Source organism: Acinetobacter sp. CAU_H_29a_1, assembly GCF_058599505.1.
This window is the reverse complement of the sequence record NZ_CM178655.1, coordinates 2,043,563-2,055,940: the sequence shown is the minus strand read 5'-3', so window position 1 is coordinate 2,055,940 and position 12,378 is coordinate 2,043,563. Positions and strand designations below refer to the sequence as shown.

The 12,378-nt window shown below is 42.3% G+C and carries 9 protein-coding genes and 1 pseudogene; 9 read left to right on the top strand and 1 reads right to left on the bottom strand.

The features are described 5' to 3' along the window. The 7 genes and pseudogenes from AC4MDD_RS10290 (at position 1) to AC4MDD_RS10260 (ending at position 9,259) form a co-directional block, all read left to right on the top strand. On the top strand, positions 1–1,812 hold the full coding sequence (locus AC4MDD_RS10290; protein ID WP_491881566.1) for an ATP-binding cassette domain-containing protein: 1,812 nt from the start codon (positions 1–3) through the stop codon (positions 1,810–1,812). A 10-nt stretch (positions 1,813–1,822) separates the two neighbouring features. Further along, positions 1,823–2,953 (top strand): ABC transporter permease, encoded by a 1,131-nt coding sequence (locus AC4MDD_RS10285; protein WP_491881565.1) that lies wholly within the window; start codon positions 1,823–1,825, stop codon positions 2,951–2,953. Between the two features lie 19 nt (positions 2,954–2,972). After that, the gene (locus AC4MDD_RS10280; protein WP_491881564.1) at positions 2,973–4,088 is read left to right on the top strand and encodes an ABC transporter permease; all 1,116 of its coding nucleotides are present in this window, start codon (positions 2,973–2,975) and stop codon (positions 4,086–4,088) included. Positions 4,089–4,262: 174 nt separating this feature from the next. Next, positions 4,263–4,907, top strand: a complete 645-nt coding sequence (locus tag AC4MDD_RS10275) for an RluA family pseudouridine synthase (protein WP_125281431.1) — start codon at positions 4,263–4,265, stop codon at positions 4,905–4,907. Positions 4,908–5,043: 136 nt separating this feature from the next. Beyond that, positions 5,044–7,881, top strand: a complete 2,838-nt coding sequence (rapA, locus tag AC4MDD_RS10270; RefSeq protein ID WP_491881563.1) for an RNA polymerase-associated protein RapA — start codon at positions 5,044–5,046, stop codon at positions 7,879–7,881. A 159-nt stretch (positions 7,882–8,040) separates the two neighbouring features. Next, the gene (locus tag AC4MDD_RS10265) at positions 8,041–8,307 is read left to right on the top strand and encodes a PAAR domain-containing protein (protein ID WP_005399638.1); all 267 of its coding nucleotides are present in this window, start codon (positions 8,041–8,043) and stop codon (positions 8,305–8,307) included. Positions 8,308–8,444: 137 nt separating this feature from the next. Continuing rightward, positions 8,445–9,259: pseudogene (locus AC4MDD_RS10260) on the top strand (alpha/beta fold hydrolase). Positions 9,260–9,297: 38 nt separating this feature from the next. Here AC4MDD_RS10260 and fabR read toward each other — a convergent pair. After that, positions 9,298–9,993 carry an HTH-type transcriptional repressor FabR gene (gene fabR / locus AC4MDD_RS10255; protein WP_004693528.1) on the bottom strand — a complete coding sequence of 232 codons (696 nt, stop codon included), beginning with the start codon at positions 9,991–9,993 and terminating at the stop codon, positions 9,298–9,300. Between the two features lie 140 nt (positions 9,994–10,133). Between fabR and AC4MDD_RS10250 the strand changes: the two genes are divergently transcribed. Beyond that, positions 10,134–11,201 carry a ferredoxin reductase gene (locus AC4MDD_RS10250; protein WP_035326479.1) on the top strand — a complete coding sequence of 356 codons (1,068 nt, stop codon included), beginning with the start codon at positions 10,134–10,136 and terminating at the stop codon, positions 11,199–11,201. A gap of 14 nt (positions 11,202–11,215) precedes the next feature. Then, positions 11,216–12,310: a fatty acid desaturase family protein gene (locus tag AC4MDD_RS10245; protein WP_491881562.1), complete on the top strand. Its 1,095-nt coding sequence runs from the start codon at positions 11,216–11,218 to the stop codon at positions 12,308–12,310. The last annotated feature ends 68 nt before the right edge of the window (positions 12,311–12,378 follow it).

Sequence of the window (12,378 nt, the reverse complement as noted above, 5' to 3'; positions counted from 1 at the left end):
ATGTCAGTAGAGAGCATTGTGATTGCCACGGATTTAAACAAAACCTTTAAAACAGAACAAAAAGGTTTAAATGATGTGCAGGCTTTGCAAGGCATAAATATGCAGATCAAGGCAGGACAACTAACGGCTTTGGTTGGGCCTGATGGTGCTGGTAAAACCACATTTTTAAGATTGATCGCAGGTTTATATGAGCCAACTACTGGAAGCTTAGAGGTCTTAGGAATGGATGTCGCCAAAGATCCACAATCTGTGCAAGATCGTATCAGCTACATGCCGCAAAAGTTTGGTTTGTATGAAGACCTCAGTATTCAAGAAAATTTAGACTTGTATGCGGATTTGCATGGCGTGCCAATGGACGTTCGCAAGGAGCGTTTTGCACGTTTGCTCAAGATTACCGACTTGGCGCACTTTACTGAGCGTCCCGCAGGAAAACTCTCTGGGGGTATGAAGCAGAAGTTAGGTTTGGTCTGCACTTTAGTCCGTTCACCTGAACTATTGCTGTTGGATGAGCCAAGTGTCGGTGTCGATCCACTCTCACGCCGTGATTTGTGGATCATCATTGAACAATTGGTGAGGGAGGAGAGCCTGAGTGTCATTCTCAGTACGGCGTATATGGATGAAGCTGAGCGCTGTCATCAGGTTTATGTCATGTTGGATGGGCAAGTCTTAAAGCAAGGTACACCCGACGAGCTGACGGCTCAGGCACAGGGACAAACATGGCAAGTAAAACCCAGACCTGACATGAAGGCGCGGGTGTTACAAGCACATTTACTTGATCATCAATATTATATTGCCGATGCAGTGCCCAAAGGAGATGTAGTGCGTTTTATTACGCGAACTGAAAGCTCAACACTTCCTACAGATCTGTTACCCAAAGGCCTTGTTGCGGAACAGAGGCCAGCAGAATTAGAAGATGCATTTATGTTGCTTTTACATGTGGCGAAGCATACTCAAAAAATGGTATTGGCACAGGAAAATTTAGCTTTAGACCCTTCAATAACTTTGATAGAAAACTCTGATCCACCACAAGTGAAAACAGAGCAGAGTGTAAAACAGCAGCTTGAAAAACCTGTGATTGTGGTGAAGGATTTGGTACGCACCTTTGGTGATTTTACCGCCGTGGCCAGTACCTCGTTTGATGTGTATCGAGGCGAAATTTTTGGTTTACTTGGCCCTAATGGTGCAGGTAAGACCACGACGTTTCGTATGCTCTGTGGCTTACTGCCCGCCAGCAGTGGTGTGTTGGAAGTGGCAGGCATGAATTTACGTACAGCTCGTGCGCAGGCAAGGGCAAAAATTGGTTATGTATCGCAGAAGTTTGCCCTGTATGGCAATTTGAGCGTATTGGATAATTTAAAATTCTTTGGTGGCGCTTATGGCTTATCGGGCAAACAGTTAAAGCAGCAAATTGATAAAGCGTTGCTCCAATTTGAACTTAAGCCATACGCAAAAAGCGGTGATCTACCAAATGGTTTTAAACAGCGTTTGTCGATGGCAGCAGCACTGTTACATCAGCCTGAAATTGTATTTTTAGATGAACCGACCAGTGGTATTGATCCGTTAGCAAGGCGCTCTTTTTGGTACACCATTGGAGAGCTAGCGAACCAAGGCATGACCATTATTGTGACCACACACTTTATGGAAGAAGCTGAATATTGTGATCGGATTGCGATTCAAGATGCAGGGAAATTGTTGGCGATTGGCACACCTCAACAGATTCGTGGGATGGCACAATTAGAGGGTGTAAACGATATGAATAGCGCTTTTATTGCCATCGTTGAACAGTCCCGTGCGGACATGCAGGCTCACTGAGGAGCGTCAGATGAATCATTTCTCAGCTTTCTGGACACGACTGTTTGCCTTGACACGTAAAGAATCCAAACAGCTGCTTCGTGATAAAAGTAGTATGGCGATTGGTTTCATTCTACCGATTATTTTAATTTTGTTGTTTGGTTATGGACTGTCTTTCGACTTAACCAACGGACGCGTTGGGGTGGTGGAGCAACAGCCCACGCCACAGAGTCAGCAACTGATCAGTGGGCTAAACGGCTCTAAATACATTACCGTCAAGCATTATACAAGCTTTAGCCAAGCTGAAGCCGCAATGGGCAATGCTGAAATTGATGCTATCGTTAATATACCCAGCAACTTTGCGGAGCAATATGCAAAGGGGACTGGTACTGTTCAAGTCATTACCAATGGCCGTGCCACCAGTATTGCTTCGGCTTTGCAGGGTTATATTACCAGTGCGCTTAATACCACCAGTTTGATACAAGCAGACCGAACAAATGCAGATTCAGTGGGTGGCATTATCACGGTTGAACAACGTATGTGGTTTAACGAGTCTGCAAATAGTACATGGTTTTTAGTACCGGGTTTAATTGTCCTAATTTTGACCTTGGTTGGAGCATTTTTAACTGGCTTGCTGATTGCACGTGAGCGCGAGCGTGGCACTTTAGAAGCATTATATGTTACGCCCGTACGTCCTCTAGAAATTGTACTTTCAAAACTGGCGCCCTATATCGTGATTGGGATGATCGATATTGTGATGTGTTTAGTTGCAGCACATGTTCTGTTTGATGTCCCCATCCGCGCATCACTGCTCTCTGTCATGAGCGCCTCTTTTTTATATTTAATGGTGTCGTTACTGCTGGGTCTGATGATTTCAGGCCTATCAAAAAGTCAGTTTCAAGCCAGTCAAATGGCACTACTTGCCAGCTTCATGCCTGCTTTAATGCTTTCAGGTTTTGTGTTTGATACACGGAACTTACCGCTAATTGTGCAAGTTATTAGCAATGTTTTACCTGCAACGCACTATATGACTTTGATTAAAACCCTATTACTCGGTGGTGATGATTGGTCTTTGTGGTTCAAGGAATGTGGCATTTTATTGATTTATATTCTGCTATTCACGGTAATGACCGCGCGTACGCTGAAAAAGCGTTTGGGCTAGCGAAAGGAAAAATGGTGTTATGGCAACGTTAATACGCTGGTTTCTTTATCTTTGGGTGCTGATCCGAAAAGAGTTTTTAGCCATTTTAGTCGATCCTGCCAATCGGGTGACCTTAATCGCGCCTGTATTTATCCAAGCGGTCTTGTTTGGTTATGCCGCAAGTTATGATGTCAATCATGTTGATTATGCCGTGCTGGATCAAAGCCGAAGCCAAAGCTCACAACAAGTTTTAGCGCATTTAGATGGTTCAGGAATTTTTAAACGAACAGCAGATTTGCAAAATAATCAACAAATCCAACAGGTGATTAATGATCGAACAGCCTTGGCGGTCATCACCATTCCTGCTGATTTTGAGGATAAGCTAAATAATCAAGAGTCTTCGCCGATTCAAGTGATTCTAGATGGGAGAAACTCATCGACTGCAAGTATGGCGGGCTCCTACATCAGTAGTGTGGTGGGGCAGGTCAATCAAGAACGATTGGGAACTAGCTTAGCGATTACGGTACAAGCGCGAACATGGTATAACCCGAATGTCGAGTCGAGATGGGGCATCATGCCATCTCTGATTGCAACTTTAAGTATGATGCAGACACTGTTACTTTCGGCACTTTCAGTAGCACGCGAGCGTGAACAAGGGACTTTTGATCAGCTCTTGGTGACACCTTATACCCCGACGCAGATTATGATTGGGAAGGCCATTCCGCCGATTATTATTGGGGTTATTCAATCTTCCATTATTTTGGCGATTATTCTGTTCTGGTTTCAGATCCCGATGAATGGCTCTTTGACCTTACTTTATTTTGGATTATTTGCCTTTAATATTGCCGTTGTGGGGGTGGGACTGTCGATTTCAGCGATTGCACTCAATATGCAACAAGCCATGCTGTATACTTTCTTTTTGATCATGCCTTTAACGCTTTTATCAGGCTTACTAACTCCTGTACAAAATATGCCTGAAGTATTGAATTGGCTGACTTATGCCAACCCGCTACGCTTTGGCATAGACTTGGTACAACGGGTGTATTTGGAAGGTGCGAGTTTTGCGCAAGTGAAATGGGACTTTGTACCAATGTTAATATTAGCCATAATTACCTTGCCTTTGGCTGCGTGGTTATTTAGAAATCGTTTGTCATAATAGAGTGATATCTCTATGTCTCACTTATCGATACAGACTGTGATTCGGCGTTTGACGTTAAATAATGCAATCAATATCGGTTCATGATTAAAAAAAACGATTTTTGCATTGTATTTCTGGCTTAAGCTTTTTATTATTGCCCGCTTGTTTTCGCGATCAGCTTGGAATGGAACCTTGAGTAATTTTCTAACCGAACACCTGATTCATCGAGATGAAGACTTTATGGTCATCCATAAGCCTGCAGGTATACTCACCGTTCCGGGGAAGACAGAAGACTTACAAGATTGTATGATCAATCGTTTAGTCAAACTAGAACCTAAAACACTACTGATCCACCGTCTTGATCGCGATACCTCAGGTATCTTAGTTTTTGGTCTCAGCCGTTGGGGACAAAAATCCATTTCTCGTCAGTTTCAAGAACGCCAAACCGATAAAACCTATCAAGCGATTGTGGCTGGTCATTTAGATGGTCAGGGCACTGTTGATGTGCCTGTGATTTATGATCCATCCCGTCCACCGTTACATATTGCAGAGCCTAGTCATAACAAGCCTGCTGTAACTGAGTGGAAAGCCATTGAACATTTTGAAATACAGGGTCAGCCCGTGACTCGTGTGGCGCTCACCCCCATTACAGGGCGTTCGCATCAACTTCGTGTACATATGCAGTTTTTAGGTCATCCTATCGTGGGAGATACACTTTATGCTGCGCCTGACCAGCAAGATTTGATGCCGCGTTTGTGTTTACATGCAGAGCGTTTGAGTTTTCATCATCCCCAAACCAATGAACGTATCGAATTTATTTGTCCAGTACCATTTTAAGTACGTGGAATCATCAAATTTGCTCACTTTTTTAGTGAGCTTTATGTCAAAATATATTGCTTAAAGGTGTATAATTTTGCTCAAATATCAAACAATGTTTGAGCATTAAATTTGCAGTCCTAACTTGTAGATAAAGGTGGAAAAATTGCAGCAGTTTGCTATTGGTCAACGTTGGTTATCAGATACAGAAACGGAACTAGGTCTAGGAGTTCTTATTGATGTAGATGAGCGATCTGTCAGCATCTTATTCCCTAAAAGTGATGAAACACGTGTATATGCACGGAATAATGCACCTTTATCACGTATCATTTTTAACGTGAACGATGAATTACAAGATCAAGAAGGCACCAAGTGGGCGGTTGAATCACATGAAGACCGTCATGGTGTGGTGCGTTATAACGTTGTTCGTCGCTTAGAAGATGGCACGGAAGAACGTAAATCCCTGAATGAGACCCGCATTGGTGCTCAAATTCAGCTGTCTAAACCGCTTGATCGCTTATTGGCAAGTCAAATTGACTATAAAGAATGGTACGACTTACGTATTGAAGCAATGCTGATGCAAGCCAATATGAAGTCGAGCCCTTTACGTGGCATGGTTGGTTCACGTGTCGGTCTGATTCCTCATCAGCTGTATATTGCACACGAAGTGGGTCAGCGTTTTGCACCCCGTGTCCTTTTAGCCGATGAAGTTGGTTTAGGGAAAACCATTGAAGCTGGATTGATCATCCATCAACAGCTTAAAACGGGCCGTTCAGAACGCATCCTAATTTTGGTACCCGATTCACTGCAATATCAGTGGATGATTGAAATGCGTCGTCGTTTCAATTTGAACTTCTCATTATTTGATTTAACCCGTACGGCTTCAATCAAAGAACATGATCCTGAACTGAATCCATTCTTAACTGAACAATGCATTATTGCGTCAATCGATTTGATGATTGACCATGATGACTTGCGTGAACAAGCCCTAGAAGCTGGTTTCGATCTGTTGGTGGTCGATGAAGCACATCACTTGATGTGGAATGAAGAAGACGGTGGTAATGACCGCTATGACTTGATCGAAGAGCTAGCAGAAAAAACTCCGGGTGTTTTACTGTTAACGGCAACTCCAGAACAGCTGGGTGTGGAAAGTCACTTTGCACGTTTACGTTTACTTGACCCACAGCGTTTTAGTTCGCTAGATCGTTTCTTGGATGAAGAAACCCAGTATCAACAAACTGCAAAAATTGCTGAAGTACTGATGTCAGATATGCCACTTGAAGAAGGGCATTTAGCTGCATTGGAAGGTTTGCTAGGACATCGTATTGAAGATGCACCCGAACAACGTTTCCGTGCCATTCATGAGCTTTTAGACCGTCATGGTACAGGGCGTATTTTGTTCCGTAATACCCGTGAAGCCATTCAAGGTTTCCCAGGTCGTGACTGTCAGCCTGCACCTTTGCCTGCACCAGAAAACTGGTCTAAAGACGGTAAATTACGTGAACAAATGTGGCCAGAAGAAGCACAGCTTGACGGTGCGTGGATGGAAGCTGACCCGCGTGTCATGTGGCTCATGGAAAAACTACGTACAGATTTAAAACACAAAAAAGTGTTGTTGATTGCACGTAGTGGTCCAGTAGTTGAAGCGCTTGAAAATGTACTCCGTTTACATGCGGGTATTCGTACCGCTATGTTCCATGAAGGCATGAGTTTACTTGAGCGTGACCAAGCGTCGGCCTACTTTGCTGAAGAATCTTATGGTGCACAAATTTTACTGTGCTCTGAAATTGGTTCTGAAGGTCGTAACTTCCAGTTTGCATCAGATTTGATTTTATTTGACTTGCCTGCGAACCCAGATGTACTTGAACAACGTATTGGGCGTTTAGACCGTATTGGTCAAGAAAATCGGATTCAAATTCATGTGCCGTATCTAATTGGTACAGCGCAAGAACGCATGTTCCGTTGGTATAACGAAGCATTAAATATTTTCAGTAATATCTCGCCAACGGCGCAAACTTTACAAGAAAACTTTATTGTTGAATTGAAAGATTGTTTACTGAAGGATAAAGGTCAGCAGTTTGATGACTTACTCGAAGCAGTTAGCGTGCAACGCGAAGCCTTAGAAGCAGAGCTACAATCAGGTCGTGACCGTTTGCTTGAATACAACTCTTGTCGTCCAATTGTGGCGCAAGAAATTGTACAAGCGCTTGAGTCTTATGATGACAACACCACTTTGCCAATGTTTATGAAGCGCTTTATGGCGTCGACAAACATTGATTTTGACGAACAAAGCAACGGTACAGTCATCATTAAACCAACCGATCAAATGCAAGTTCAAGGCCTAACCTTGGACGAAGAAGGTATGACTGCGACCTTCTACCGCGATCAAGCTCAGATACGTGAAGATGCTCAGTATTTAACCCTTGAACATCCATTTACTGAAAGTGTGATGGAAATGATCAACACTCAAGGTTTTGGTAGTACCAACGTTGCAGTCTTGAAGTCAGCGGCTTTACCACAAGGTTCTGTGTTGTTAGAAGTGTGGTTTAAGGTCGATGTAGTTGCACCGAAAGCATTGAATTTGCCTTCAAGCTTACCGCAGCAGCTGGTTCGCGTTTTGTTAAGTGAAAAGGGTCAAGACCTGTCGCAGAAAATTGCGCCTGAAATCTTAAAACCGTACTTGCATCATTTGGATGGTAATAGCTGTCGTCAAGTCGTGAAAGCACGCCGTGAAGTGATTGAACAGCGTTATGTACAAGCATTAGAGCTTGCACGTGCGGCTTTACCGAGCTTTGTGCAACAGGCGAAAGAAGTCTACGGCAGTAAGTGGCAATACGAAATTGACCGTCTGATTTACTTAAAGCAGTTTAATCCGAGTATTCGTGAAGACGAAATTTCGCGCCTACAAAAACTGCAAAAAGAAGGTCTTGGTTTGCTAGATGGCTTATCGGTCACACCAGAAGCAATTCAAGTGATGGTTGTGGTTAAACCATAATTCGAATCGCTGTATGAAAAGCACCTTCGGGTGCTTTTTTAATGAATTTTAAAAAAGGGATGTCTAAGTTGTATTTGAAAAGTAATTCATTGAAATTTTAAGCGCTTGCTTATGCTAGAATTTTCGCCATTAAAACTCTAATGTATCGAACAATAAATTATGTCTAAAGCTCTAGTAACAATGGGTTCAAAAACAACACATGGTGGCATCGTCACTGAGTGTGAAAACAGTTTTGTGATCAATGGTATTGCTGTGCATTTAAATGGAATGAAGCACTTTTGTCCAAAGTGTCGAATGGTGGTTTCTGCGATTGCAGCAGATCAGAGTACAACGGTCTTGGGGCGTGCTGTGGTGATTGCCGGAGACAAAACCAACTGTGGCGCTACTTTCTTAGGCAATCAAAATCTAACTGTTTCTGCAAAGTGATCTCAGATCTATCACGGAATATTTTTAAAAAGTGGCCGAAGTGATCAAAGTCCATGACTTAGGATTCATCCTGCGCCATTTCGTTTAGATTAAAAAACGATTATGGTAAAGATGCTATAAAAATAGATTTGAATGACATGAGCAAACCAGCCTTACACTTTACCCATGCAAACGGCATTCCCTCGGGCAGCTATCAAAAATTTTTCCAGTTTTTAAATAAAGATTTTGATGTCAAAGCAATTCCGATGATTGGTCTAGATCCGCGCTATCCCGTGGAATACCGTTGGGAAGCGTTGGTGGATCAAGTTATTTCAGATATTGAACAGCAGTTTCCACGGCAACAAGTGATTGGTTTAGGGCATTCTTTTGGCTCTTTACTCACACTTATGGCGGCTTATAAAAAACCACAGTTGTTTTCGCAAGTGATTATCATGGACCCACCGTTTGTGATTGGTTCCAAGGCCTTTTTATTTGAAGCGTTACAAAGGCTAGGATCAAAGTCCATTGAAAAACTAACCCCGCTGCGGTGACCGTCAAACGTCGTGATCATTGGGAGAGTGTTGAACAGGCCAGTCAGGCGCTTAGACCGAATCGTATTTTTAAAGACTTTGATGAACAGTGTTTTGCGGACTTTATAGCGTGTGGTTTAAAAAGTGATTCGACTCGAAATGGGGTGACGCTAACCATTCCCAAACATACTGAAGCTAAGATCTTCAGGACAGTGCCTGCATGGTGGTGGCGTACCCCACGCAAAGCACCTAATATGCCAATTCATGTGCTGACTGCAAAAGATAGCCAGTTCTATAAGCAAGGTTTACCCCAAGGGATGAAAAAGACCTATGCGATCGACTATAGTGTGCTTGAAGGCGGGCATATGTTTCCGCTAGAACAACCGAAACAGACCGCCGAATTTGTGCACCAGCTCATTAAAGAGCAACAGCGAAACAAATAAGAAGATATTTCAGTGAATCTGTTGAGTGTAATAACAGATTAGCGAATCATCGCCTCATCCAAATGACGTGAACCTTCCAAAATCATGCGAATCATGATCATAGTTTGTTCAGCCATTTTTTTACGCTCTACACTTGGCATATCAATCACTTTGGCACCCATATTGAAAACCAGTTGTGTGATTGCCATGGACACCAATTCAGGGTGGAAGAGTTTGCTATTATTTAAACGTTCTAAACGAATTAAATCATCTTTGAGTTCTTGCTGGAAATAATTCAACTGTCTTTCGACCGCATTTTTATAAGATGCTGAACCCGTATATGCTTCGCGTAATAGCAGGCTTAAGTTGCCGTCATCCGCATCTAGTTGTTCAATAAAAACTTCGACTGAGCTACGAATAATACTTTCTTGGCGAATGGCCTTAATCCGTGCTTCATGCAAAATTTGGCGTAGCACAACACCTGCACGTTCAATCAACTCAATAGCAAGTTCATCGGTATCTTTAAAATGACGATAAAAACTATTCGGCGCAATGCCTGCTTCACGTGCGACTTCGCGCAAACTGAGGGATGCAATACTTTTTTCAGGACCAATCAAATTTAAAGCAGCTTGAAACAGTTCATCTTTTGTAATCGTTGCTTTTCGACCAACACTACGTGCAAGCACTGGTGCATGTTTTTTTGAAGCTTCATGCTCTGTGTTGGTTGTATGGGTTTGAATGGTGGTCGGTGTCATATTTATCAAGTAATTAAATCAATCGGTTCATTATAGCCCCACTGGTCGGCATTGTGAAACGAAACGAAACAATCAGAGTATATATACAAATATATATACATGTGTATAATAATTCAAAATCTATGGCGTGGTCCTTTACTATGCAGATCCTTGAAAGAACTAAATCTCCTTTAACTGAGTATGCTGAGAGTGTTATAGACCGACACACAGCTAACTTTTGGCTTCAAAAAATCAACCCACTTTGGTCGATACACCAAGCTTTGGGTAAAGTGGTAAAAAAAGAGCAAGTTGCACACGATATGGTGAGCTTGACGCTGCAAACCAATCGTCATTTTCAAATGGGGCAAGCGGGGCAACACCATCCTGTATATGTCGTGGTTCAAGGCGTACGTTATGAACGTACCTATAGTTTGACCCAGATTGATGCGCAACATGTCTTACTGAATGTAAAAATGGTAGACCAAGGCAAGGCAAGTCATTGGCTATGTGAGCAGGCTCAAATCGGCGATGTTTTAGAATTCGGTCAGCCTTATGGCGATATGCAATTGACTGTAAATGATCAACAGTTAATTTTACTTGCTGCGGGCAGTGGTATTACCCCCATGCTGAGTTTACTGAAACGTTTAGAGAAGACCGCTAAGCTTAAAAAGCAGCCTGTACATTTGATGTATTGGGTGAAAAAACATACTGATGCAGCTTTCAAAGCATATTTTGAGCAACTAGCAGCACAATACTCAAACTTCACATTCAGCATGTTTTATACCCAAGAGTCAGATGAAGGTGAGCGTTTAAACCAAAACCATATGTCTGGATTGGATCAGCTTGAAAATGCAACGGTATATGCATGCGGCCCTTCAGGTTTTGTGGCTACGGTTGAGCAGCTTTTCGCTCATGCCAATACCTTAAAAACTGAAGCGTTTAGCATGAGTCCATTTGCAAATGATGATGTTGGTTTTGTGAATATTACCTTAACAAAGTCGAAGAAAATTTTAAGCATTCCAAAAGGCCAATCCATTCTTGCAAGTTTGGAACAGCAAAATGTGAAGCCTCAACATGGCTGCCGTATGGGAATCTGTAATAAATGTGCCTGCAACAAAGTCGAAGGTTCGACTAAAAACTTGGTCAATGGTGCACAAAATTCTGAGCCTGGAAATTTTCTAAAAATTTGTGTCAACACGGCACAAACCGATCTAATTGTTGATTTATAAGGGGAATAAATACAATGAATATGCCTGTTAAAGTTGAATATTTTAAAAACCCGAAGAATCGTGAGTTAACGACATTTGAGTTAGATGAACTTGCACGTGAGCTAGATGCCATTAAGCAAGAAGTACTGGATGATATTGGCGAGAAAGATGCGCAATATATTCGTCGTGTCTATGCAGCGGTGCGTTATGCATCTATTGCAGGTCGTGCATGTTTATTTGCAGGTTGGTTCCCACCTGCATGGGTGTTGGGCACGGGCTTGCTGAGTTTTGCCAAGATTATGGAAAACATGGAATTAGGTCATAACGTGATGCACGGTCAATTTGACTGGATGAACGACCCTAAGTTTAATGGTCAAAACTATGAGTGGGACATCGTAGGTACAGCAGACAATTGGCGTCAGACTCATAACTATAAGCATCATACTTATACTAATATTAAAGGGATGGATGATGACATTGGCTATGGTCTGCTTCGATTATTCCCAGAACAACGTTGGAAACCGGGCTTTTTATTGCAACCGATTTATAGCATTCCATTTTGTTTGTTGTTCCAATGGGGCGTTGCGATCCAAAATTTGGAGTTAGGCAAATACTTCAAGGGGCGTAAAAGCAAAGCACAGACTTTAGCTGAATGGAAACCTATGCAGCGCAAAATTGGTAAACAATTGTTTAAAGATTATGTGTTTTTCCCACTTATTGCAGGACCTGCGGCGTTGCCTGTGTTTACAGGGAATTTAGTTGCAAATGGTATCCGTAATATGTGGACATTTAGTGTGATTTTCTGTGGTCACTTCACCAAAGACGTGGAAGTTTTTCCGAAAAAAGTACTGGAAAATGAAAGCCGTGGTCACTGGTACATGCGCCAAATTCGTGGTTCGTCAAATTTAACAGGTTCAGAAGCATTCCATATTTTGACAGGGCACTTAAGTCATCAAATTGAGCATCATTTATATCCAGATGTACCTGCGCGTCGTTACCGTAAAATGGCGCCGAAAGTACAAGCAGTGTGTGAAAAATATGGCATTAACTATAACAATGCCAGCTTAGTAAAACAGTATGGTAGCGTCATCAAACGTATTGTGAAATATGCGTTTCCCTTTAAAAAGTAAGTAAAAAAGCCACTTCATTTGAAGTGGTTTTTTTGTTATTTACTTTGTCCCGTCCTGAAATAAGTTTA

Excerpts from the sequence above, each read along its gene's own strand:
- AC4MDD_RS10290 (WP_491881566.1), top strand. The coding sequence starts at position 1 with ATGTCAGTAGAGAGCATTGTGATTGCCACGGATTTAAACAAAACCTTT.
- AC4MDD_RS10285 (WP_491881565.1), top strand. The coding sequence starts at position 1,823 with ATGAATCATTTCTCAGCTTTCTGGACACGACTGTTTGCCTTGACACGT.
- AC4MDD_RS10280 (WP_491881564.1), top strand. The coding sequence starts at position 2,973 with ATGGCAACGTTAATACGCTGGTTTCTTTATCTTTGGGTGCTGATCCGA.
- AC4MDD_RS10265 (WP_005399638.1), top strand. The coding sequence starts at position 8,041 with ATGTCTAAAGCTCTAGTAACAATGGGTTCAAAAACAACACATGGTGGC.
- fabR (WP_004693528.1), bottom strand. The coding sequence starts at position 9,993 with ATGACACCGACCACCATTCAAACCCATACAACCAACACAGAGCATGAA.
- AC4MDD_RS10250 (WP_035326479.1), top strand. The coding sequence starts at position 10,134 with ATGCAGATCCTTGAAAGAACTAAATCTCCTTTAACTGAGTATGCTGAG.
- AC4MDD_RS10245 (WP_491881562.1), top strand. The coding sequence starts at position 11,216 with ATGAATATGCCTGTTAAAGTTGAATATTTTAAAAACCCGAAGAATCGT.